At 38.7% G+C, this 24,501-nt stretch carries 25 protein-coding genes; 10 read left to right on the plus strand and 15 right to left on the minus strand.

The features are described from left to right. Nucleotides 1-113: 113 nt before the first annotated feature. From chrI to chrA, 3 genes are read right to left on the minus strand one after another with little or no spacing between them, the layout of a single operon-like run. On the minus strand, nt 114-611 hold the full coding sequence (gene chrI, locus JET18_RS16445) for a chryseobasin maturation helper ChrI (protein ID WP_202092813.1): 498 nt from the start codon (nt 609-611) through the stop codon (nt 114-116). A 34-nt stretch (nt 612-645) separates the two neighbouring features. Then, entirely contained in the window at nt 646-1,743 is a 1,098-nt protein-coding gene (gene chrH, locus JET18_RS16450) for an MNIO family chryseobactin maturase (protein WP_202092815.1), read from the minus strand. Nucleotides 1,744-1,746: 3 nt separating this feature from the next. After that, nucleotides 1,747-1,959: an MNIO class RiPP chryseobasin precursor ChrA gene (chrA, locus tag JET18_RS16455; protein WP_202092816.1), complete on the minus strand. Its 213-nt coding sequence runs from the start codon at nt 1,957-1,959 to the stop codon at nt 1,747-1,749. A gap of 192 nt (nt 1,960-2,151) precedes the next feature. On the opposite strand from chrA, the gene JET18_RS16460 reads away from it, so the two are divergent. Next, the gene (locus tag JET18_RS16460; RefSeq protein ID WP_202092817.1) at nt 2,152-3,996 is read left to right on the plus strand and encodes an alpha-L-fucosidase; all 1,845 of its coding nucleotides are present in this window, start codon (nt 2,152-2,154) and stop codon (nt 3,994-3,996) included. A 77-nt stretch (nt 3,997-4,073) separates the two neighbouring features. Here JET18_RS16460 and JET18_RS16465 read toward each other — a convergent pair whose 3' ends face one another. From JET18_RS16465 to JET18_RS16505, 9 genes are all read right to left on the minus strand, one after another. After that, nucleotides 4,074-4,490: a nucleoside-diphosphate kinase gene (locus JET18_RS16465; RefSeq protein WP_034707297.1), complete on the minus strand. Its 417-nt coding sequence runs from the start codon at nt 4,488-4,490 to the stop codon at nt 4,074-4,076. Nucleotides 4,491-5,043: 553 nt separating this feature from the next. Then, the gene (gene rsgA / locus JET18_RS16470) at nt 5,044-5,970 is read right to left on the minus strand and encodes a ribosome small subunit-dependent GTPase A (RefSeq protein ID WP_202092818.1); all 927 of its coding nucleotides are present in this window, start codon (nt 5,968-5,970) and stop codon (nt 5,044-5,046) included. Nucleotides 5,971-6,152: 182 nt separating this feature from the next. Then, nucleotides 6,153-7,232, minus strand: coding sequence for a chorismate mutase (locus JET18_RS16475; RefSeq protein ID WP_202092820.1), 1,080 nt, complete (start codon nt 7,230-7,232; stop codon nt 6,153-6,155). A gap of 428 nt (nt 7,233-7,660) precedes the next feature. After that, the gene (locus JET18_RS16480; protein ID WP_202092822.1) at nt 7,661-7,996 is read right to left on the minus strand and encodes a hypothetical protein; all 336 of its coding nucleotides are present in this window, start codon (nt 7,994-7,996) and stop codon (nt 7,661-7,663) included. A gap of 272 nt (nt 7,997-8,268) precedes the next feature. Further along, nucleotides 8,269-9,354 carry a DNA polymerase III subunit gamma/tau gene (gene dnaX / locus JET18_RS16485; protein ID WP_202092824.1) on the minus strand — a complete coding sequence of 362 codons (1,086 nt, stop codon included), beginning with the start codon at nt 9,352-9,354 and terminating at the stop codon, nt 8,269-8,271. Nucleotides 9,355-9,452: 98 nt separating this feature from the next. After that, nucleotides 9,453-10,085: a TetR/AcrR family transcriptional regulator gene (locus tag JET18_RS16490; protein ID WP_202092825.1), complete on the minus strand. Its 633-nt coding sequence runs from the start codon at nt 10,083-10,085 to the stop codon at nt 9,453-9,455. A gap of 6 nt (nt 10,086-10,091) precedes the next feature. After that, a complete protein-coding gene (locus JET18_RS16495; RefSeq protein WP_202092826.1) occupies nt 10,092-11,348 on the minus strand; it encodes an aminotransferase class I/II-fold pyridoxal phosphate-dependent enzyme in 1,257 nt (418 codons plus the stop codon). Nucleotides 11,349-11,756: 408 nt separating this feature from the next. Continuing rightward, on the minus strand, nt 11,757-12,116 hold the full coding sequence (locus tag JET18_RS16500; protein WP_202092827.1) for a helix-turn-helix domain-containing protein: 360 nt from the start codon (nt 12,114-12,116) through the stop codon (nt 11,757-11,759). A 296-nt stretch (nt 12,117-12,412) separates the two neighbouring features. Next, on the minus strand, nt 12,413-13,156 hold the full coding sequence (locus JET18_RS16505) for a response regulator transcription factor (protein WP_202092828.1): 744 nt from the start codon (nt 13,154-13,156) through the stop codon (nt 12,413-12,415). Between the two features lie 81 nt (nt 13,157-13,237). Here JET18_RS16505 and JET18_RS16510 point away from each other — a divergent pair, with 81 nt between their 5' ends. Continuing rightward, nucleotides 13,238-13,885, plus strand: a complete 648-nt coding sequence (locus JET18_RS16510) for a DUF1349 domain-containing protein (RefSeq protein ID WP_202092829.1) — start codon at nt 13,238-13,240, stop codon at nt 13,883-13,885. A gap of 698 nt (nt 13,886-14,583) precedes the next feature. After that, nucleotides 14,584-15,195: a response regulator transcription factor gene (locus JET18_RS16515; RefSeq protein ID WP_202092831.1), complete on the plus strand. Its 612-nt coding sequence runs from the start codon at nt 14,584-14,586 to the stop codon at nt 15,193-15,195. Between the two features lie 177 nt (nt 15,196-15,372). Here the strand turns inward: JET18_RS16515 and JET18_RS16520 are convergent, their stop codons facing one another. Next, nucleotides 15,373-16,224 carry a hypothetical protein gene (locus JET18_RS16520; RefSeq protein WP_202092832.1) on the minus strand — a complete coding sequence of 284 codons (852 nt, stop codon included), beginning with the start codon at nt 16,222-16,224 and terminating at the stop codon, nt 15,373-15,375. Nucleotides 16,225-16,491: 267 nt separating this feature from the next. Between JET18_RS16520 and JET18_RS16525 the strand changes: the two genes are divergently transcribed. From JET18_RS16525 to JET18_RS16535, 3 genes are all read left to right on the plus strand, one after another. Next, nucleotides 16,492-17,451, plus strand: coding sequence for a helix-turn-helix domain-containing protein (locus tag JET18_RS16525; protein WP_202092833.1), 960 nt, complete (start codon nt 16,492-16,494; stop codon nt 17,449-17,451). 115 nt (nt 17,452-17,566) lie between these two features. Next, nucleotides 17,567-18,769, plus strand: coding sequence for an MFS transporter (locus JET18_RS16530; protein WP_202092834.1), 1,203 nt, complete (start codon nt 17,567-17,569; stop codon nt 18,767-18,769). A 205-nt stretch (nt 18,770-18,974) separates the two neighbouring features. Beyond that, nucleotides 18,975-19,391, plus strand: a complete 417-nt coding sequence (locus tag JET18_RS16535) for a hypothetical protein (RefSeq protein WP_202092835.1) — start codon at nt 18,975-18,977, stop codon at nt 19,389-19,391. Nucleotides 19,392-19,463: 72 nt separating this feature from the next. Here JET18_RS16535 and JET18_RS16540 read toward each other — a convergent pair whose 3' ends face one another. Together JET18_RS16540 and JET18_RS16545 are read right to left on the minus strand one after the other, a co-directional pair. Then, nucleotides 19,464-19,982, minus strand: coding sequence for a thermonuclease family protein (locus JET18_RS16540; protein ID WP_202092836.1), 519 nt, complete (start codon nt 19,980-19,982; stop codon nt 19,464-19,466). 285 nt (nt 19,983-20,267) lie between these two features. Then, nucleotides 20,268-21,110, minus strand: a complete 843-nt coding sequence (locus tag JET18_RS16545) for an AraC family transcriptional regulator (RefSeq protein WP_202092838.1) — start codon at nt 21,108-21,110, stop codon at nt 20,268-20,270. A gap of 112 nt (nt 21,111-21,222) precedes the next feature. Here JET18_RS16545 and budA point away from each other — a divergent pair, with 112 nt between their 5' ends. The 4 genes from budA (at nt 21,223) to JET18_RS16565 (ending at nt 24,244) form a co-directional block, all read left to right on the plus strand. Beyond that, on the plus strand, nt 21,223-21,990 hold the full coding sequence (gene budA / locus JET18_RS16550; protein WP_202092840.1) for an acetolactate decarboxylase: 768 nt from the start codon (nt 21,223-21,225) through the stop codon (nt 21,988-21,990). Between the two features lie 24 nt (nt 21,991-22,014). Further along, nucleotides 22,015-23,418: an L-dopachrome tautomerase-related protein gene (locus JET18_RS16555; RefSeq protein ID WP_202092843.1), complete on the plus strand. Its 1,404-nt coding sequence runs from the start codon at nt 22,015-22,017 to the stop codon at nt 23,416-23,418. Nucleotides 23,419-23,545: 127 nt separating this feature from the next. Further along, nucleotides 23,546-23,857 (plus strand): putative quinol monooxygenase, encoded by a 312-nt coding sequence (locus tag JET18_RS16560; protein WP_228728577.1) that lies wholly within the window; start codon nt 23,546-23,548, stop codon nt 23,855-23,857. Nucleotides 23,858-23,998: 141 nt separating this feature from the next. Next, entirely contained in the window at nt 23,999-24,244 is a 246-nt protein-coding gene (locus JET18_RS16565) for a hypothetical protein (protein ID WP_202092845.1), read from the plus strand. Nucleotides 24,245-24,501: the final 257 nt, after the last annotated feature.

Here is a 24,501-nt window from a genome sequence, read left to right on the forward strand (position 1 = left end):
AATGCTTAAGATTCCCTTGTGCTATTACTGATGTAAAATTCCAAATAAATCAGATACAATACATCCGTAGAAATACTGAATTTATGATTAAGTATTTCTACGTAATCCCGGAATTATTCAGACTGAAAACTGCTCCAGATGCACGCACAGACCACTAAAGCAATGCTGATCACAGAAAATACAGTTCTGATGTTGTTTAAAAAATTCCACCGGTTCTCAAAACGCTCACGCATCTGCTTAACCGCTTCCTCAGTTGCTCCGCTGATATCAAACTGATCAAGCATATCATTTAGAGGAACATTTCCCACAATCGTCACCCCAAAAACACCAATCAGATAAGCCGCCGATGCCAGCAGCAGAAAGAGAAAAACAGGCTGCTCCCCTCTGAACAGAAAAGTGGTTACCGGAAGCAAAACCGCTGTTCCCATAAAGCTGATAAAGAATATGGGATTGAGAATTTCCCGGTTGATGCTCTGCATGGATTTTAAATATTCCGTGTTGGAAAGTTTGCCCAACCCAAGGACTACAGAGCATGAATAGGCATAAAAAAGCCCGGCGATCAAAGCCGTCAGCACGGCCGTAATGAGTAAAAGTACCGTTGTCATTTTCATATATTTTGATTTGTGATAGAGCGCAGGAAAAATCCTAGTAAGGATTCCATTTCTTAATGATCTGCTGAGCAGTAGTGATCATTTCTTCATCCCAGTTCTCGGGTTTGAAATAATGAAAGTCCTGATCTTTTACAGATTGACTGCTTCTTTCCTCAAAAAGCAGTTGGGTAAGTTTCGTCTGTTCATCAAACAGCAAGAGATCTTCAACAGGTTTTACATGGGCTCCCTCTTCTTTTTTGTTCCAGATGTTCTCTTGTCCGGAAGAATTTCCGGCAGCATCTGCAATTTCCTTCACCCGTTTGAAATCATCAAAAAAAATCTGTTGGTCAGTTTCTGTGTTTAAGGTATGTCCCAGTCTTTCAATAATAGCATATTCAAGGTTTTCACATTGGGATAAAACTTCCGGCAGGATCTCAAATACCGCCTCCGGAATACGGTCATCATGGGTATCTCTTCTCACCGGTTTCTTTCCATAGGCACTTTCCTGCCAGCTTCCTCCGGACAGATGAATTTCTTTTACCTTTTCCAGCGGATACATATTGATTATTTCCCGCATATCAATTTCAAAATTACAGGACTGGCAGTAGATATTATGAAGATCGAGAATAAGAAAACCGTCGATATCCTCTACAAGCTGACTGAGAAACGCTCCCTGCTCTTTCACATCATCTACAGAGAATGAAAATGCAAGATTTTCTACGCCAACGGGTATTTCTACTGCATCCTGAAGTCTCCGGAGCCTGTCTTTTCCTATCTGAAGAATTTTGGGATGAAGCGGAACAGGCAATGGAACGCCCTGATGAAAATTTTCGGTATTCATGAAACCGAAATGTTCGGTAATGTGATTGTATTTTCTGAGCTGAAGCTCTTTTTTAAGTTTTTCAAGCCAGATTTCCTGTCTTTCCGTCCATCTGGCGTCAAAGAGAGAATAATAAACGCCGTGACCAAGAAGCCTGCCGTTTTCTGCATAGAAATCAAGAAGTCCGGAAAGCCACTCAGGTTCTTCCGAATCAAAAAGTGTATCAAAAGACCACTCCAAAACATCTACAGAATTATTTTGCAGAACAGGAAGTATGGCCGAAACAAACTCAGGTTCGGGCATCATGGAGAGTCCCAGCAGCGGCTTTTTCATATTTTAACCCATTCCACAGGCCGGACAGCCCCCGCCAAGCTTAAGAATTGTATCTTTTTTAGGGACAAATTTGGTGTGAGCCGTATCTTTAGATCTTACAGGCTCTGCCTTTTTTATTTTTTTTACAGGCTTCTTTACTTTCTTTACAGGCTTTGTAGTCTGTGCAGATACACTTACAGCCAATAAACTAGCCATTACTAATGCTGGAATTTTCATAACATTTCTTTTCATGGAACTTACAAGAAGTATTCCATTTATAGTTCTGATAAAAATACAATATTTTGCTGTATAACATTTTATAATAAAAAGTTTTTCATTAATATTTTTAACATCAGCTATAAGATTTACTGGTCTTATCTGAAAATTCAGTCTTGTTTATTTATATTTAACCTTAAAATAAAATAAGCAATGAAAAACAGGTTGAGCAAAGCCATTTTCTTAGGATTAATGCTCGCAGCATCCGGCATTAACGCCCAGACAAAAGCGGAGGAACATAAAAAAATGGAATGGTTCAAGAATGCCAAACTGGGAATTTTTATCCACTGGGGAATTTACTCTGTTGACGGCATCTCTGAATCCTGGGCGTTCTTCAACAATTACATCAACCACGAAAATTATATGAAACAGCTGAACGGGTTTTCAGCCTCAAAATATCAACCAGATCAATGGACGCAGCTCATCAAAGACTCCGGCGCTCAATATGCCGTGATTACCACCAAACATCATGACGGCGTTTCACTTTGGAATTCAAAAGCCGAAAAGGCGGTTACGATTCCTGCCAATTCATCAGCTAAAAAAGATGTTCTGACGCCATTTGTGACAAGCCTGAAAAAAACGGGATTGAAAACGGGACTGTATTTTTCACTTCCGGACTGGAGCCATCCGTACTATGACATCAATACCCGCACAAAAAAAAGGTATGAAATAAAAAATGATCCGAAACGCTGGCTGCAATTCGTCAATTATTATCAGACCCAGTTGAACGAACTGTCTGCTCAATATCATCCCGATCTTTTATGGTTTGATGGCGACTGGGAGCACACTTCAGAAGAATGGCAGGCCCCGCAGACCTTAAGCCTTCTGAAAAAATATAATCCTGATATTATCATCAATTCAAGACTTACTAATCATGGGGATTATGAAACACCCGAACAGGGAATTCCTGTAGTAAGCCCGCAGAGCCCTTATTGGGAACTTTGCTATACCATGAATGATTCCTGGGGTTATCAACCGTATGACAGTCACTACAAAACCCCCAATATGATCATCAGAACGCTGGCAGATGTCATCAGCATGGGAGGAAATCTCCTTCTCGATATTGGACCCAAATCTGATGGAACCATTGATGAAAAGCAGGTTGAAATCTTAAAAAGCCTTGGAAGATGGACTTCTAAAAACAAAAAAGCGATCTACGGAACCAATCGTGGAATTCCTTTTGAAAATTTTAAAGGAAAATCTTCTTTTTCCGAAACAAAAAAATCAATTTTTCTTTATCTTGAAGAAGCTAAAGATTTCGTTAAGGTATACGGTCTCGGAACCCAGCCCGAAGCAGTGAAAATTGTCGGTGATGAAAAGGCTAAAGTGAATTTCAGCTTTAATAATGAAAACACAATGACCATCAACTTATCAAACGTGAAATTCGATCAGGATGTTACCGTAGCAGAACTTATTTTTAAAGATACTCCTGCTCTGCTTTCCAATTTTAAAAGTGATTCCCGTCCGCTTCCTGAAATTCTTGAAGACAAAAACTCAAAAATGGCCGTTTATGATCTGGCTGCTGCTCTTCACAAAGGAAATAATCTGCTTGACCGCTCAGGACTTACAAGTGACGGACAGGATATGAAGATTTCCAAAACCGCCAAAACAAATCCGGAAACCCTGACATGGATCGGCAAGCATGCAGAAGCGCTTTATGAAACCGGGAAAGGTCTTCCTGAAGGTCATTATTCAGGAATGAGTGCCCTATCCAAAGACAGGCAGACCGTTTATCTCTTTGTGGAAGGCACTCCGAGCGGCCCCATCGCGTTAAAAGGAATAAAAAATAATATTGCGAGAATAAGAATTACGGGTGACGGATCTATGATCAATCACAAAATTTACAATAAACTGTACTGGAGCGAGACGCCTGGAATTATATACATAGACCTCCCGAAAGAAAGACTTGATAACAATATGACAGTCGTTGCCGTTTTACTGGACAAACCTGTTGAATTGCACAGGGAAAAGGTAAATGCCATTCAAAATAATCTGTAAGTCTATAATTTTCAGACAATTTGGCACAAAAAAACCAGAGAAACATCTCTGGTTTTTATATTTTAAGGTAGTTTTTCTTAGAAAATCTCTCTTCCTGAAAAATGGAACTGAGCCTCGATAAGAGCGTTCTCGTCAGAATCTGAACCGTGAACTGCATTTTCACCGATGCTTCTTGCAAACATCTTTCTGATCGTACCTTCTGCAGCATCTGCAGGATTTGTAGAACCGATCAATGTTCTGAAGTCTTCTACCGCATTGTCTTTTTCTAAAACAGCAGCAACGATTGGACCTGAACTCATGAATTCTACCAACTCACCGTAAAATGGTCTTTCAGCATGTACTTCATAGAATTTTTTAGCATCAGCTACCGTAAGCTGAGTTAATTTCAAAGCTTTGATCTTAAAACCTCCTTCTGCGATCTTACCTAATATAGCACCGATATGTCCGTCTGCTACAGCATCAGGCTTAATCATAGTGAATGTAATGTTAGACATAAATGTATATTTTTTAATGCCGCAAAATTACAAAAAATATCTTTGATTTTTATTTTAATTTTTTTTTAACATAAAAATAACTTTTATTAAGAAATGGAGAAAAAACTTTGGCACAGTAATTGTTAATTCTATTACGATTCTCATGTTTAATTTGAGTTTTCATGGTTATTAGTTTTTACCCAGCTTCGGCTGGGTTTTTTATTGGCAATAATTCATGAGTTATTTTGCGGATATGATAATTTTTAAAACCCAATAAAAGTATATTAATACATTATTGCTTCTATTTCAATCAATGAGATAATATTAATTTTTTGATATTTTTTCAAGGTCTGACTTTACATATTATATTGAACAGAAAAATCAGCCAATTATGGCAGAATAATGAAGGTAAAAAGTAGAGTTATTCAAAAAAACGGAAGTGTTTTCTCCGTGAGAAATTTTATTTCAAAAAAAAATTAACTTTTTATCCCGAGTCAGTAAAGAAATGACAGAAATAATTTATCCTGTCAAGATTCTCAACCTTGACAAGGATAATATTAAAATGGGAATATTTCTATTTCTGTGTAGCTTCTTCAGCCTCTTCCATCAATTTGATGTAGTTGGCATAGCGGGAATGCTGGATTTCTCCGGTTTCAAGAGCGTCTAGAACAGCACATTTCGGTTCATTGATATGAAGGCAGTTGTGAAATTTACATTCTTCCCTTTTCTTGAAAATCTCCGGAAAATAATGCTGAACCTCTTCTTTTTCAATGTCGATCATCGCAAATTCACGTACACCGGGTGTATCGATTACGTTTCCGCCAAAATCCCAGAAGTGCATCTGGGCAAAGGTAGTGGTATGTTTTCCTTTCAGATGGGTATCTGAAATTTCAGAAGTTTTTAAATTTAAACCAGGTTGCAACGCGTTCACCAATGTAGATTTTCCACATCCTGAATGCCCGAAGAACACGGATGTCTTATTTTGAAGAATCTCCCGAAGCTGATCGAAATTCAGTTGGGAATAGGATGAAATCTCCAAAGTTTCATAGCCGATTTCCTGATACAGGAATTCTATATCCTTCACGAGCTCTATTTCCTCTTCATTCAGAACATCTATTTTATTGAACAGAATCAGCGGAGTAATATTATAAGCTTCGCAGCATGCCAGAAATCTATCCAGGAAACCCAGAGAAGTTTCCGGGTGCTTCAGGGTAAAAATGAAACAGGCCAGATCAATATTGGAAGCAATGATGTGCGCCTCTTTTGAAAGGTTGACGGATTTTCTGATCAGATAATTGGTACGCGGTTCTATTTTAGTGATCCAGGCAATATCATCGGATTCCAGCTGAAATTCTACAAAATCTCCTACAGCAAGCGGATTGGTCAGCCTTGTTTTGATCAGTTTGAATTTACCACGAATCCTGGCTTCGAAAATTTTATCGGTTTCGAATTCCATGACCTGATACCAGCTGCCTGTAGATTTAATGATTTTTCCTTTCATAGATAATGTGGTGCAAATATAATGAATTAGGGCTTAGGGTTCAGGATATAGTTGAAAACAAATCATATAATTTTCCCCTTATCCGGATACCCTAAGCCCTTTTATTTATAGTCAAGACAGAAATTTAAAGATTTAGAGGATTGCTTCCCAACCCTTAAATCTTAATCTCTTAATCTGAAAACTTATCTTTCGATCATGATACTATTCTGTACTTCAATAGATTCTTCGTGGATCGCTTTGAAAACCTTCTCAATAAATTCCTGAGACATTCCGGTTTCTTTTGCTTTCTGTGTTGCGTATTCGGTGATCACTTTCCATCTTTCAGGCTGGAAGATCGCAATATCATTCTCTTTTTTCAGTTTACCGATCTTTTCAGAGATTTTCATCCTTTGAGAAAGAAGCTCAATCAGCTGGAAGTCGAGATCAGAGATCAGGGTTCTGTGTCTTCCCATTTCGTTATCAAAACCTGCCAGTCCTGAATTTCTTACTTTCAGATTTCCAATCAGTTCAGCCAGTACTTCAGGCGTAATCTGCTGTGATGCATCACTCCACGCTTCATCCGGATTACAGTGCGTTTCAATGATCGCTCCCTGGTATCCTACGTTCAATGCTTCCTGGGTAACATCCGCAAGACCCGTTCTGTTTCCGCAGATGTGAGAAGGATCTATCAGCATTGGGATATTGGGAAACTGGCTTTTGAAATCAAGAGCAATCTGCCAGTTCGGGTTATTTCTGTATTTTGTTTTCTGGTACGTTGAGAATCCTCTGTGAATTACTCCAAGGTTTTTAATATCCTGACCTAAAAGCCTTTCCAAAGCACCGATCCATAAAGCCAGATCCGGGTTTACCGGGTTTTTAACGAATACAGGTTTATCAGTTCCTCTTAAAGCCATTGCAATTTCCTGCACGGTGAAAGGGTTAACCGTTGAACGTGCTCCGATCCAAAGTACATCTACATCCGCTTCCAAAGCTGCAAATACGTGGTGGGCATTCGCTACCTCGGTAGCCGTCTTGAATCCGTATTCTTCTTTTACTTTTTTCAGCCAGTTCAGACCAATTACTCCTACTCCTTCAAAACCGTTCGGCTTGGTACGCGGCTTCCAGATTCCTGCACGGAAAATAGGAACCTGTGCATTGGTTTCTCTTATTCTTTTAGCGGTTTCAAGCATTTGTGCTTCACTTTCCGCGCTGCATGGCCCTGCGATCATTAAGGGTTGTGAAAGCTCATTGATCCACTCGTTTTTTACATCTTTTAAATTCATATTTTTAAATTTATTGTTTTTTTATTTTTGAGATTAACAGCAATAGTCCTTTCATTATAAAATTTACTTTATAATTCTTTTCAAAAAATGCCGTTCAAAATGGTTTAAAGGAATCAGGAAAATAAAAGGACTTTACTTCTCCTGTATTTTTTGGAAAGAAATTCAGTTAGTAGTACCAATAAAATCGATAATACGTTCTGAAATTTCTATAATAGAAAGCAGAAAAACTAAAATAACCGCTAAAGAAATTAGCGGGTACAAACTGAGACAGAGATGGGATCAAAGATTTTTCCACTGGGTCCTGAAACTTTTTGTTGTTTAGTTTAATCTGATTTGTTTTTGTCAAAAATCTAATTTTTGCACAAATCTTTGACAAAGATATAAAAAAACTTAATCTGACAAAAAAAAATTACGATAAATACAATACGTTATGTCAAATCAAATTTCATAAGATCGTCAAGATCTTTTAAAAGAGGGTTTTTTTCGATAAATTTTTCGAATACTTTTCTTTTGGTCATCACTTCAATTTTAAGGTTATCGAAATCACGCTGATAATCTATCTCAATAGCATGGTTGTGAACTTTGGTCCTGAAATGATTGAAAAATTCTCCTGCAATTTTGTCAAATTCAACTTTTGCAGAATCGGAAGGATATAAAACCTTAATGGTATTTTCTCCTGACTTGATCAGTTTGAATGCTTTCACCGCATTAAAGATGAAACTGTTTCTGGTCTGAAGCTGTTTAAGCATCAGATTCCATTCCATCTGCAGATCTGTTTCGGTAAAATGATTTTGTGGAAGGTTTTCCGCTTTTACGGCTACAGTTTCTTCTTTTACTTCTTTCTCTTCTTTATTCAGAAAAGAATTGATGCTGAAACCAGAGGAAATTCCCTGTCTGGATAAAGGTTTTGTAGTTTTTACAGAGGCTTCCTGAACGATGTCCGGCTGAACCGGCTTTTCTTCTTTTATCTCCTTTTTCTCAGGGGCTTTTTCAGGAATCTTTACTTCCTGCTTTTCACTGAGGAATGGAGCTAATATCAGGAACTTTTTTTTTTAGTATCACCTGAATTAGCTGTCAGGGAAGACAGCTGCATCAATGCAATTTCTACTGTAAGTCTTGGATTCTTGGAGTTCTTATAATTAATATCTGCATGGTTGCAGATTTCAATCCCGTCGATCAGCTGCTGGGCATTCCATTTCTGGCTTTGCTCCACGAATTTCACTTTGGTCCTCTCCCCGACTTCTATAAGCTCTATCGTTCTGGCGTTTTGAGCCATCATGAGATCTCTGAAGTGATTGCCTAATCCTGCTATAAAAATATGGGGGTCGAAGCCTTTTTTTACAATTTCACTGAAAGCAAAAAGTACTTCGGGGATTTTATTTTCTTTGGCCAGATCAACAATATTAAGGTACTGATCATAGTCAAGGATGTTGAGAACTTCAGCCGCTTTGGCCAGTGTAATATTTTTCTGGGAAAAGGTGGAGAGCCTGTCGAAAATAGATAGAGCATCTCTTAAGGCACCATCTGCTTTCTGGGCAATCAGATATAAAGCATCGTCTTCATACTGGATATTCTCCTTCTGAGCGATGTTTCTGAGATGTCCCTGAATATCTTCGATGGTAATTCTCTTGAAGTCATAAATCTGACATCTTGATAAAATAGTAGGAATTATTTTGTGCTTCTCTGTAGTCGCCAAAATAAAAATAGCGTGTGCCGGCGGTTCCTCAAGTGTTTTAAGGAAGGCATTGAAGGCTGCAGAAGACAGCATGTGCACCTCATCGATAATATAAACTTTATATTTACCTACCTGAGGCGCAAAGCGGACTTGGTCTATCAGTTCCCTGATATCATCCACGGAATTGTTGGACGCCGCATCCAGTTCATAGATGTTGTAGGCGAAGCCGTCTTCTGAAACAGAACCGTCCTTTTCATTGATCTTCCGGGCCAGAATTCTGGCACATGTGGTTTTACCCACACCCCTTGGACCACAGAAAAGTAAAGCCTGAGCCAACTGGTTTTCTCCAATGGCATGTTCCAGCGTATCCGTAATATGGGATTGCCCTACTACAGTGTCAAACTGCTGCGGGCGATATTTTCTTGCAGATACGATAAAATTTTCCATTGGTCAAAAATAAGAAATATAGTTTTAATCTGAAAATTAAAAGTTTTCAAATTATCCACAAAAACTTACTTTCGGTAAAATTGGAAAACTTTTAATCATTAATCTTTTTTCTGGTAAGCAAATTCTATAAGATCTACGATCGCTTTTTCGATCTCTGATCTTCCTGCATCCGTCTTCATATCAAGACCGCAGAATTCGCTAGCATTATAAGCTGGATAAAGGTTCAGGTAATACGCTCCGGAAACAATCAGGGCAATAATGGCTCTGAATCTTTTGGCACCATCTCCGAAATAAGGATCGGTAACATTCCCGAACAGGTCTGCACCCACCGCTTCTCTCTGCTCTACCAGTTTTCTAAGGATAGGCTTGCTTTCAGAAAGTTCCCAAAGAATAATTTTCTGAAGTTCCTTATTCTTTTTTAAACTTTCAAATTGCAGAAGAATTCCCTGAGTAAGTGCCTCCTTCCCTTTTCCGATCTGTACTTCCTCTTCAATATTCGGGCTGAATTTACTCCAGTAATCCTGAGACTTTATATACTCGTCAATAAGCTTATCCGTACTTCCAAAGTACTCATAGATAAGCTTTTTATCAAATCCGGCTACTGCGGCGATCTTACTTACTTTAAGACCTGAGTATCCTTTTACTCTCAAGATTTTACCAACTGCTGCGAGCAGTTTCTGCTTTGTTTTTTCTTTGTCCCTAATGGGGCCTTGCACTACTTTTCTAGGCATAATTTATTATTTTTTTGCAATATGCATTTTTTTATTTATATCATCAAATACATTGAGTGTTTTATCGAGATGTTCTCTCTCGTGTCTTGCGGTAACACTCATTCTGATGCGCGCGTCTTTTCTTGCTACTGCGGGGTACATAATAGGGTTGGTATAGACTCCTTTTTCTATCAATATCCTTCCGATATCCCACATTTTACTCTGATCCCCAATCTTCACCGGAATAATGGCAGAGCAGGTAATACCGGTATCCAGACCCATATCATCAAGACCTTTTTTGAAATAATTGATATTATTCCAAAGTCTTTCTCTCCAGATCGGTTCTTCGTCAATTAAATCGATAGCTTTTACTATTCCTGCGGAAGAAGGCGGCGCGGTTGCTGAGAAAATTTGTTGTCGGGACTGGAACTTAAGGAATGATGCTATTTTTTTATTGGCAATAACAAACCCTCCCAGGTTCCCAAAAGTCTTGCTAAATGTGCCCGTGATGAAATCTACTTTATCCAGCAGACCAGCCTGCTCCAGGGTTCCCCTTCCTGTTTCTCCCAAAATTCCTACTCCATGCACATCATCTACCATGAGATAAGCATTATACTTTTTCACCAGGTCATATATCTCATTAATGCGTGAAGTGTCACCATCCTGAGAATATACTCCATCTACAACAACAAGTTTCGTACGGTACGTATTTTCTGATATCTTCAAAATGTGTTCCAAAGCTTCCAAATTGTTGTGCGGAAATGTTTTTTTATTGGTAAAAGCACATCCTTCATGTACGCTGGCGTGTACAGCCATGTCTAAAATAGCAATATCTTCTTTCTGCATCAGGATCTGCAAAGTAGCGCTGTTAGCGGTATATCCGGTAGTATAAAGCACGGCTTCGTCCTCATTTCTTCCAAAAAAGCTGGCTATCTTTTTTTCCAATGCATTATGGTAATCAAAATATCCTCCGATAAGCGGTGTGGCTCCTGTTCCTGTTCCATATTTTGCAATTCCTTCAATAGCAGCCTCTTTTACTTTCGGGTGCTGTGTAAATCCTAAATAATCGCTGGAAACAAAGCTTACATATTCCTTATTCTCGTTGGCAATATTGATATTTAAAGTGGCATTGCTTCCCGAGGTGTTTCGCAGTCTGTAATTCATGTGTCCTCTGGCTTTCATATGATCGAGGAACTCATAAAAATAGTCTGCTCTTTGAGCAATATCATAGTCCGGAATATTCTCAAAGTCCTTAAATGTTGCTGTTGTAAAATCGATACTCATCCTTAATGTTGTGTGTTAATGTTAGTTGTTAATGTTAGTGTTTAGTTGTTTGAATAAACAAATATATGATTATTTGGAGTTTGCAAAATCTTCCTGTTATATTAAAATATTATCCATCAAATAATACATTTGTCTTATGATCTGCTAATCAAATTGCTTTACTTATCAATACATCTAATTACCGGTTTTGATAATTAATTAGTTTTTAACTGAACCTAAATTTAACAAAAAAAAGACAGTAATAAATCACTATCCCTAAATAAATCACAAAAAAAATCAAATGTTTTTACAATTGCCTCATTACTAAAATATTATTTTTTATTCTTAAAGTTTTTCTAAAATTTTTAAACAGAAAAAGAGGAGTTAAATCAATTTATTTCACAAAAAAAAGATGATCTTCCCATGTTTTTATGCTTCAGATCTGCTGACCTTCCTGAATGCTCCGGGTGTAAGCCCTGTCATTTTTTTAAAGAACTTTGAAAAATTGGATGGATCATAAGTAAATATCCTGGCAATTTCAGCTATAGACAGCTCGGAATTTTGGATCATGTTTTTGGCTTCGGAGATAATTTTCTGATCATAAAAATAGCATGGATGCTGTCCTTTCTCTTTTTTTATGGTATCTGTAAGGTGGGTGTGGGAAACTGCAAGATGCCCCGCAATTTCATTAAGTTCCATAAATTCGGGAACTGCGCCGGAAAGTACTTCGCTGATATGTTTTTCAAGAAAATCAAAATACTGCTGGGTGATCTCTTCGCTTCTTTTCATTGCATTATCATCATTCGTTATAGTAAAATTTTAATCTATAAATTTAAAGATAAGAATAAAAATAACGTGGTGAACTTTTCGGATGCTTCAAAAGAAGGGAAGATGGAAGCGGGAAGCTGGAGGTTACTATTGGGGGCAAATATTACACAGTTCCCTTTCAATCTACTGAAGAATGAGGCTGTATAAAATAAAAATGAATTAAATCACAGTATATTCTATTCATGGATTTCAATAACTTCCTTCTTCAGACTTCCTGACCAAAAAAAACAGAAAAGTTCGTCTTCAACACAGGTTTTTTAATGAAAACTATCTTTAAATGCCTGTACAGAGTTCTTCACATTGAGCTTTTCAAGGATATTCTGACGGTGTCTGCTTACAGTATTGACGCTTATAGAGAGAAATCCGGCAATTTCTTTACTGGCATATCCTTCACCGATATATTTCAGCACTTCCAGCTCTCTTTTGGAAAGGATATTCTGATAATCCAGTCTGTCTTTTACCACAACTTCGCCTTTCGCGGTGTTAATGATCATAAAATCAGAAATCAGAGGCTGCGACTGATCCAGGGCAATATGATAAAGACACAGGGCAAATCTCAGCTTGCCGTTATCAGGAGAATACACATAGAACATCCGGTGTTTTACCAACCGGTACTGATTATTTTTATCTTTCATCCTGATTTTGGAATGAACACAGTATTCTGCCCGTGACCCGGTATCCATAGCCTCCATTAATTCATAAAATCTAAGCTCGTGGATGTACTTTTTTAAACGGTCGTCCGGATGTATTTTTTTAATGATCTCCTCTTCCCAGATAGAATCGATCTCTGCCGGGTTTTCGTCCATATTCAGCCCCAGTTCTATGGCAACTGCAGATTTGTACACATAGCTTTTATCAGCCTGCATATCACTTAAAACCGATATGGCGCCTTCCATTTGAGCATAGGTTAATGCCCGCTGTTTATACACTTCCGTATCAAGCTTGCATGGTAGTTTTGTGCTATCCAAAAGCCGGCTGTTGAGTTTCTCAATGATCTCCATAAATGGTTATTTATCAGTATTGACAGAATATGGGTTTCGTTTTACTTTTGCTAAATTAATAATTTACACCCAGCTAAGAGAATGAAGAGATTGATTTTAAGCCTGTGTACTGTTTTCATAGCCCAGAAAAGCATTGCCCAAACCCTGGAAAAAATGAGCTGGTTCAATGAACCCGAAAAATGGGAGATCAGCAATAACCGTTTGTCAATGGCTGTAACGCCGCAGAGTGATTACTGGAGAATTTCCCATTATGGCTTTACAGTAGATGATGCTCCTTTTTATTATACAACGTATGGCGGAGAATTTGAGGCCAAAGTAAAGATCAGCGGAAATTATAAAGCAAGATTTGATCAGATGGGTCTTATGCTGAGGACTGACAAGGAAAATTATATAAAAGCAGGTATTGAATTCGTAGATGGAAAATACAACCTCAGCACTGTGGTTACTCATGGGACCAGCGACTGGAGTGTGATTGCATTAGACAAAACGCCTTCTGAGGTCTGGATAAAAGCGGTAAGAAGGCTGGATGCTGTGGAGGTGTTCTATTCTTTTGATGATAAAAATTACACGATGATGCGTAATGCTTATCTTCAGGACAATACTCCGGTTATGGTGGGCTTAATGGCGGCTTGCCCCGACGGACAGGGCTTTACTGCAGTTTTTGAGAATTTTAAAGTAAAGCATCTACCCGATCAGCGCAGGCTGAAATGGCTTGAAAACAATAAATAACGATTGAATTTTTATTCAATATACAGTCAATTTTTATTCACCTCCCTTTTTTGGGAGGTTTTTTGTTTTGAAAAAGGGTTATTAAATTTTCTTCAATTGATATTTCACCGGATAAAGAATCCAATCTCAGAATTTCTATGTACCACAGCAAGCTCAGGCAACAAAATCTCTTTTTAAAATATTATATGCTATGCTATTTTGTGTGCATAAAATCACTAATTTTACAGCTTATTACCAATTTGTTTAAGGACAAAGGACAACACAGAATATGTAATGAAAAAAAAATGCGCTCAGCTATTCCCAACCCTTAAAAAAACTTCGGCTTGTACAATGACTATTATTAATACATTTTCGCACTAATCACGCGGAAAACATAGATCATTTTAAGCATTTATGAAGGCCTGGACCTCGTTTTCTGAACTTTTGTTTCCGGACATGGGCAGACAACGTCAAACTTTCACGTGGTATACTATTAACAACGGACTTCCACAGCGCTGTACAAAGTCTCTTGTTAAGAATTGTTATGACCCTGTCCCGATCTCTGATAAAAGAGAAACGGCAATATGCTGTGCAGCCACCTCTGAAGTTATAAAAACTCAAAAAAAACTAATTATCATAACCACCGATAGGAGAACAGGAAAATCTGCTGAAATTCCTGATCAATTATCGACGAAAACTCTCAATTAAAAACAAATTTTATGAATGAAAGAATCTTAATCGCTGATGATCATTATGTAGTACGGGCGGGAACTGCCCTGGTGTTAGAATCTGCTTTTCCGGAGCTAACTATAGATTTTGCTGAAAATTATGAGCAGGTGCAGAAACATCTGGCCGCCCAACCCTATGACCTGATCCTTTTGGATATTGATATGCCGGGAACCCAATATAAGAAAATGATTCCGGAGCTTAAAAGAATCCGGGAAGATCTTAAGATTCTGGTATTTTCCGGTCATGACAAAGATGTAGCTATACAGTATATACGTGAAGGTGCTGAAGGCTATCTGAGCAAACAAAGCAGTGAAAAAGAAATCCGGGGTGCGGTAAAATCGGTTCTTGAAAAAGGCTATTATTACCCAAGCGAACTGATAGGCCTGATAATCCAGAATAAACAAAGCAACCCTGAAGAAAAGCTGTCTTCGAGAGAGCATGAGATCTTTAATCTGCTTGCGAGCGGCATTGGAAATCTTGAAATTGCCAATAAGCTGGACATCCAGATGTCTACCGTAAGCACCTACAAAAAAAGAATCTTTAAAAAACTGAATATCAGCAATATCGCTGAACTGATCAAAGTACATGAAACGATGCACTGACAGATCTGAGAATTAACAGTTTTTATTTAAAAATCGGGGCTGGAATGCCTTTAAGACATCCAGCCCCTGTACAAAAACAAGTTACCGGTTTAGCTTTTCAGCCAGTTCCGGAATATTTTTACAAGTATTTCTTTATCCTATTGATTGTGTTTTCAGAACCGTATGCAAAGACTATCATTAATACAATCTTTGTACGGATAGAAACAGCTCTCTGGTATTGTCCGCAGTACTTGAATCCGAAGTGGTTGAATTGCTGGATCCTGCCGTAGATTTATTGTCAACACGGAATGCGTAATACACCCTGTACCATCTCGGTTCCGGTTCCTGCATGGTAATATCAAAGGTCACCGTCTCGTTGTGCGTCTGGGTAAGATAAACACCGTCATCAAACTGTCGGAAGGTCCCCGGAGAAAGCTTTATATTTCCGTTGTCCGAGTCTCCGGTATGCGTAGACATTTCTGAAACCCAGATCTTGATATCCGAGGTACTTACATTATAAAGACGCGGGTTAAATGTCGTGGCAGATCCTGTTCCTGCAGAGCTGCCGTCGAACTGTGCATCCAGCCTTAACACACCGCCTAAAACCGGAAGATCCGAAAGATACGTGCTGGCCAGGGTATTGGTTCCGGAAGTTCCTGCCGGAATACTGCCGTGGTAGTACACCAGCTCACCTACTACAATATCATCATCATTACTTCCTCCAAAGGCAAATTTCCAGGTTTCTCCATTGAACATATAATAACCCGGCTTATCTACTTTTGCGGTTTTTACAGAAGCAGTCGTTACAGCCTCAGTGATATATACTAAAGCTCCAGTCTGGTCTGCCAGATACACATTGTCTTTGGCTTTAAGCTGGTTTCCTGTCATTCTTGGAGCAATAACGCCGTCCGCAACACTGGCAATGTCAGGTTTTCCGGCAACATGAAGAGTGGCTTTGGGAGATTCTGTATTGATACCAATCTGAGCAGAGAAAGTCGTTGAAATAAGAGTTAAGGCCAGACTGCAAAGAGATAATTTAATTTTCTTCATTTTTAATTATATTTGTTTTTTATAAGGCAGAGCAGTATCAGACCAATATTATATCAGAAGCCAACCTGTTTGCAACCCGATATTTTTAATTGATCTGACGGCAAAGTTATCCGTTGCGGTAAATCAATTTTATTGATAAGCAGTGAAAAACCGGAAACGGCTTAAAAAACACAACAAACTAAAAAACAACAGCTTAAACCAGTCATTTCCGGATATTGACTGCCCATGTAGCTATTGAAACAAAAGCTAATTTTTCAGGAAACACAAATGATGATCGCTAAACACACAAAAACAGAAAAAATTGAGCACTACAAAAGAGAGCTGATTCATTATTATATGATCCTGATGTCTTCTGTTCTTTTGGTCTATGCCCTTATTTTCACATTTATCGTACCGGACAAAACCATGTCCTGGTATCTTTACGGCGGATTGTTTTTCATGGTATATTCTTATATTATCATTCGTAAAAGTTATTCGGTAGATGCATTGGTTCATACCTATATGATCTCAGCTTCGTTTTATAATTTTTACATTATGCTGGCTTTCTGGGATAATTCTGTGGCGAGTTTTGTCTGGCTGATTCCTATTCTTCTGGCCGCCTATGTTTTTTTTACCCGAAAATATGTTTTGATGTATTTCGTATTTATTCTTCTCAATATTGTTCTGGGCTATCTGATTTCTAAAAATTTTGATTTCAATTTTCCCAAACACAGCCCTGAAGATGTAAGAATGACCGATACCTTTCTGATGATCTCAAACGTAGCGGTCATAGCCCTTCTCCTCTATTTTAAAGACAAGATCAAGCGCGTTGAGATCTACAGTGAAATTGAGGAAAAGATTCAGGCTGATCATAAAACAACCCCTCTTGCCGAAAAAGACCCTTTTTCAGAAGATCTGTTCGCAAAAATCGAAAGTACGATGAAAGAAAAGCATCTGTACAAGGATGTAAACTTTAATATTTCCAAACTCTCTGCAGAAATGGGGATCAACAGCAGTTATATTTCAAGATCGATACGCTATAAAGGCTACCCGCATTTCAACAATTATCTTAACCTGTACAGAATCAACTGTGTGAAAAAGCTCCTTGATGAAAATGATCTGGAAAAAGTGACCTTAATGTACATCTACACCGAAGCAGGATTTTCCAATCAGTCTACCTTCAACCGGGTTTTTAAACAGATCGAAGGCACCACACCTTCCGAATACATCAGCAAAATAAGGCAATAATCGGTTATGCCAATAAACCTTATCGACCAAAGCGTTTTCAGGATTGAAAAAATATCATGAACTTTACAGGACTTAATTTCCATAAAAACCACAGCGTTTTTAATCGTAAAAAAGCATGAATCTATCTGAAAAAGCAGAAAAAGGAAGCCCGCGTTTCCGGTATATAAAACTTTGTATTTTCTTTTCGGGACTTTCTGTATTTGCACAGCTTTATCTTTTTCAGCCGATGCTGCCCACCGTAGCGGAATATTTCAAAACAACGGCCGGCGACAGCTCGCTTCTGGTTTCTTCCTCTACCATCGGGATGGCCATAGGTCTGTTGTTCTTTGCTTTTAAGGCGGACAGCTATTCAAGGAAAAACCTGATGACCTTTTCACTGGTTTCTTCTGCACTGCTTACCATTATTTCAGCGTGGATGCCCAGCCTGAGCCTTCTGATTGCAACAGGAGTTTTAAAAGGGTTTGTCGTGTCTGGAGTTTCTGCTGTTGCTTTGGCCTACCTCACCGAAGAAGTGAATATTTCCGTAGTAGCGCTGGCCATCAGCATGTACCTCAGCGGAAACACCATTGGCGGAATGAGCGGGAGAATACTGGCGACTATTCTGGCCGGTGAGTTCGGATGGCGGAATGCCGTTCTGATCATAGGAATAGAAAGTCTTCTGCTAGGTCTGGTTTTCTGGAAACTGTTCCCGGAATCTAAGTTTTTTAATCCTCAGAAAACGGATTATTCCCTTAAAGTAAAACAGATGAGGAAGTTTCTCACAGATTCTTATATGCTGCGTCTATACTTTATTGCGGCCCTTCTGATGGGTACTTTTGTAAGTGTTTATAATTATCTGACCTTCAGACTTGAAGACCAGCCGTTTTCTTTAAGCCATTTCGTGATTGCCTTTATTTTTTTAATGTATATTTTCGGCGTATTCGGAACGATGATTACCAGCAGGCTTTCCAAAAGATTCAGCCGTAATTTTATCCTCAAAGGTTCGGTGCTGTTTATGCTTCTCGGTACCCTGTTTCTGCTGTCAGAAAATATTTATGTTCTTATTTTCGGTCTGGGACTGTTTACCCTTGCATTTTTTGCCGCTCATACCATGGCCAGCCAGATGACCGCGCTTCATGCGAAACACGGAAAATCTTCTGCTACTTCCATTTACTGGCTGTTTTATTATTTCGGGTCCAGTATTCTTGGCAGTGGTACCGGATATATCCTACATTCATTTTCATGGAATGTCTTTATAGCGGTTCTGGTATGTTCCGTCGGAATTTCATTTGCCCTTGCTGCAAAGAATATAGATTTAAAAGACCCTAAAGTTTTTTAGAAAACAAAAGATACCACATACATACCACGCTCTATTTTTCCATTTTATGTGAATTTTAAAGAAAGCATCGATATTTTAACATGTAATTAATTATTGATGTGAAAAATTTAACAAAACATTCAAAGATAACTCCTGTTTACTATAATGCGGGGCATAGTATTTGCAATTAACTATCTACTATACACCTTTCTAAACTCACCAAATTATGAATGCAGCAGATCTTAAAATTAAAAACTTAGTTGAGTACAAAAATCAAACGTACACCATCACGGAAATCTTCCAGGGCAGAGATCATAATTATTTTGTAAAAATCGAAAATGCCATCCACAGTATTGCCGTTCCGGCAGAAGCCATCAAGCCTATCCAGATAACGGAAGAATGGCTTGAAAAATTCGGTTTTCTACGAACGTATGCCTCGGAAGAACGGATCCGGTATGAAAGACCGGAAACATTTATAAAATATGATTTTGATTTAAGTTCAAAGAAGATACTGGAAGGACTGAAGATTTACGGCAATTCTATCAGATGCAGGTATATCCACGAGTTCCAGAATATCTTTTCGTGTCTTTTTGGAAAGGAACCGACAGCAGCCAATTACAGTTTGCTGAAAACCCATTCTTAACTTAGCATTGACCATAAAAAAACCGCTGTATTTTGCAGCGGTTTTTGTTTTCTGTTTTGACAATAAATGATTTCAGCTCTTCCGGGAATACAGTTCCACCTGCTTTTGTAGGCGTTTTCTTTTGGCATTCTCCCTTTGTTCTTTGCGGAAATCCCAGGGTGAAACTGCCTTTTTATCGGTCCATAAACCTATTTTCTTAGTTTTTGCCGTGTTTTGCATTGCTCCAAGATCAGCATTTTTGGAATACGCATAATACCACCAGCCATAGCCTGCTTTGATGATTTCTGCGGAAAGATACTTCCCATTATCATAATATACTTTTGCTACCGAGCGTCCGTAGCGGTCTTTATTGGTTTCTACAAACGTGATCTGCCTGGAAAAAACCTGATCTGATGTAAACTGCTTAGCATTTTTTCCGAATGGCTGCCGTTTTTCCGGACAGTCTACTTCTGCCAGCCTGAGTTTCTTCTGTACATTTCCATCCAATAAAACGGTAATGGTGTCTCCATCTGAAATTCCTACTACTTTTGCCTTTGTCTGTGAAAAAAGGGAAAGGGGAAAGCATAGTAATGCATAAAAAATCATCTTCATGCTGCGAAATTATAGATTTATTCCGGAAACCCTTTACTACAAGGCATTTTTATTTGTTTTTTGATCAAAAAAAGCTGTACAGAGTCCTTTGTATAATTAAGGAAAGGAAGTTTGAAGCCCGAAAAGGGGGTTATTGAGATCCAAAGACACAAATACGCTGTGATTTTTACAATTTTCTAATCCGCTTCAGCAAATTCAAAGGCAGCTGTTTAATATCATTGTCTAATAGTAACTTCCAGCTTCACTCCTCCCAGCTTCCAGCCTTTTCTTTTATCTCAAATCTGTTTACTGCTGTACAAATTCTAATCGGAAAGCTTTCGGACTTTTCCCGCGCTGGCTTTTGAAGAATTTATTGAGGTGGCTTTCATCTGTAAAACCAAGCTCGTCGGCAATTTCAGTAATCCGTCTGTCGCTGTGTTTCAGGCGGTGCTCTATTAAAGTGGTTTTATAGTTATTGACATAAGACTGCAGGGTTTCTCCACTGTGTTTTTTGAAATATTTCCCCAGATAGTTTTCTGAAAATCCAAATGCTTTGCTGATGCATTCCGTACGGATCATTTCCGGTTCATAAATATGGCTTTGAATATAGTTCAGGATATTGATGATGCGGGATTCTGATGCTTCATCTATTTTCTGGGGCAGATATTTGGCTATATTCCGGGCGACCACAACAATAAGCGTATTGATCAGCTGTGCCGTGATATCACTGTGATATACATCTTTATTCACTGCTTCTCTTATTAAAGCTTCCACAATAGGACGAACCAGGGTTTTATCGCTCTGATTTTTTAAAATACATCCGGGTTTATGATTCGCATTCTCCATGATATACTCCAAACGCTGGATGTTTTCCTTTGAAATATTGCTGTCCTTCAGATAAATATTCGTGAACTGCAAAAAGAAAAACCGGGTCGTACTGTCTATCCAGAACTGGCTGCAGTCCTGCGGAGTCAGAAGGAACATATGATTATTGGAATATTCGAAGCTGTGTTTGTTGATGCAGTGGCGCCCTGTCCCTGATAAAATAAAGACCAGCTCGAAAAAGTTCTTCCGGGTTTCTTTTTCCGGAAAAGTATCCAGGGTTTCGAAATGAATGCTGTACGGCTGGTATAATACATCTCTGTTCATACAAATCATGTTTTATTTTCTGTAGCAAAAATATACAAAAACATAGAAACAATATACCAATAATTTGCTCAAAATCAGTATAATTTTGCTTCATCGGAAACAAATTATCCCTATGATCAAAACCATATTATCTTTCAGCCTTCTCACTTCGGCTTCGGTTTCATTCAATGCACAGCAGACTGATAAAGTCTTCCACTACTCTACGATGGACGGCCTGAGAAACGGTGTTTACATCGGTGACCTGACCGTGAAAGAATTAAAGAAGAAAAGCGATTTCGGACTGGGCACTTATAATTTCCTGGACGGCGAACTTGTCGCGCTGGACGGTAAAATCTACCGCATTGCCACTGACGGATCTGTAGCAGAAGCTGATGAAAACAGAAAAGTGCCTTTCGGATCATTTACCTTTTTCAAAAAAGATCAATCAATGGTCCTTGACCATATAAAAAATGTAGAGGAACTTCAACAGAAAATATTGGAGATCCTTCCTTCCCGCAACCGTTTTTATGCGATAAAAATTAAAGCCGATTTCAGTACTCTGACGTTGGGCGGAGCTGTTAAAACTGATGAAAAAGACACGACAGGAATTGCTGTTTTTATGAAAACAAGACCGCTCTACAAAAAACAAAACATTAAAGGAACTTTTGTAGGGTTTTACAGCCCTGCATATGTGGGCGGACTGGATCTTTCACCGTTCCATTTTCATTTTTTATCAGAGGACAAAACGGTAGGCGGACATATGATAGAAGGAAATTTTTCAAATACAAAAATCATCGTAGAGCTTGATGAAAAAAATGTATTTGAAGTTCAGCTGCCGGACAGCCATAATGAAGGTTATCAACGCAACTGGACATCTTCCGAAGCTAAAGCTCAGTATTAAATTCATTCAAAAAATTATCAATATATGAAGACTAAAAAATCAATTCTTTTACCACTTGCTTTATTCTCTTTCGGGCTTATGAGCGCTCAGCAAAAGGTATTGCAGACGGATTTCAATAAAGGAACCTGGGAGCAGGTGGGTAAAGGCTTGCAGCGTAAATGGGTTTCGGGAGCGGAAAGTACTTTCGCATTCTGGAAAATGGATAAAGGAGCTCATGTTCCGCCGCATCAGCATCCCAATGAACAGGTAACTTATATTACGAAAGGCAGTGTAAGGGTTTTAATGAATAATAAGGAACATATTGTAAAATCCGGCGGTGTCCTGATTATTCCCGCCAATGTTACCCACGAGTTTTTCTGCCTGGAAGACGGGACGGAAGACCTTGATTTTTTCACTCCGGTCCGCAAAGACTGGACAGATGGAACTGCCGGCTACCTGAAACAGCAGGAAAATCCACTTGAAATTGTAGCCCGTTTCGATGATGCAAGACCGGGAAATGTAGCCGTGAGCCGTGACGGGCGGGTATTTGCAACGGTACATCCTTTAGCATCGCCCAAACTGCAGCTGGTGGAGATCGTTAATGGAAAACCTGTTCCTTTTCCATCGGCAGAACTGCAGAAAAACGGAGGAAAAGCAAATGATAAACAGTTTGATACGCCTCTCGGAGTTGTTATAGATAAGGAAAACCGTCTGTGGATGATCGATATGGGACAGGAATTGGGAACAACGCGTTTGTGGTCTATCGATTTAAAGAAAAATAAGATCTCAGAAAAGATTGAGCTCCCTGCGGATATTGCTCCCAAAGGAAGTTTTGTACAGGATGTAGCCATTGATGAAAAAAACGGCTGGGCTTATCTTGCAGATATTGCCAATCCGGGTATTATCGCTTTAAATCTGAAAACAAAAAAGGCAAGAAGATTCAGCGGGCACAGTACTCTACAGTCTGAAGATGTAGATATGATCATCGATGGAAAAGTAATTGATTTTGGCGGAAAACCTTCCCGTGTAGGCGTCAATCCTATTACGCTTTCGGATGACAGGGAAACCCTGTTCTTTGGAAGTATGAACGGTACAGCCTGGTATAAAGTTCCGGCCAGACTTTTCCGGGAAAATGCTGATGACACTACTATAGGTCATGCTATTCAGAAATTTGGGGACAAACCTGTAAGTGACGGTGTGGCTACGGATAAGAACGGCAATCATTATATCACGAATCTTGGCGGGCACAGCATCAGTAAACTGGATTCCAATGGAACACTGAGTGAACTGGTGAAAGATGCGGGATTAAAATGGCCTGATAATGTGGCTGTTTCAGAAGACGGCTATCTTTATATTTCAGTCAACCAGCTGAATACTACGACCGCTTTTTCCGGTGAGAAAGATTCTGGTACGCCGCCGTATTTTATTTATCGTGTTAAACTTAAATAGTTTTATCACCAACCCTCAAAAAAATTATTTGAATTTTTGCCACCCCTATCGCAGAGGGGAATAATCATCCATACAATTTGTCTTCATCGAAACGGAGAGCTTAGCATATAATTAAATAAAAAAAATAATGATTAAGAACCAATTTATCTCAGAGGCTGTTTTAAAAGCCAGAGAAGGGAAAAGGGCAGCCTTGAAAGAAGCCCTGTTAAAACTGATCAATCCAACGCGGAGTGAACCGGGATGTCTTTATTATATTCTTTTTGAGGATAAAAATAATGAAGGGACATTTTATATGCGTGAAGCATTCAGAGATAAAGCTGCTTTTGAATTTCATACAGAAACGTTTCATTTTAAAAATTTTGCAGCACAAATGGACAGTCTCTTGGAAGAACCTATTCAGCTGATTGAGCTGGCGCAGGTTTCAGATCCTGAAATGTAAAATATTATGGTTGAATCAACTTCACAGAGCCACCTTAAACCAAAACAAGCTTAATGCACTCAAATTCAATATATTGAATAATAATTTTTCACTCACCATTGAAATTAATGTTTATATTTGAGTACCAAAAAACATTTTACAATGAAAAATCTCAAATTAAAATTAACTGCCAATGGCGCAGAAGCTTTAAACAGATCAAAGCTAAAGAGTATTAACGGAGGTGTGGCTGCAGGTGCCTGTGATAACTGGGGAGGTGCTGAATTTTCAACATGTTTCAACTGCTGTCTCGGATACTATCAGGCTCAGACTGATCTTCCCATGGGTCCGGCACCGTATGAACTGTGCGACAGTTTTTGCGGCGGAACGCCTGTAGTGATTCATCCTTAACTGATAAAAACAAAAAAAGGAGGCTTCTGCCTCCCTTTTTTCTGTATTAAATAACCTAAAGGCCAATTAACTTCTTTATATAGTTGTGTTTTTTTATGAAAGGTCTTCAAGAAGTCGGTTTCTAAGGCTATGCATACACTATATTAGTTTCATCACTCGTTTTGTGTTTTTAGAATCGTAACGATTAACCAGATGTACCCAATTGAAAAGTTAAAGGAAATTTTCGACCGATACTGACGTTTTCGCTTGGTTAATTT

Source organism: Chryseobacterium endalhagicum (assembly GCF_016745235.1).
GTDB classification, from domain to species: Bacteria; Bacteroidota; Bacteroidia; order Flavobacteriales; family Weeksellaceae; genus Chryseobacterium; species Chryseobacterium endalhagicum.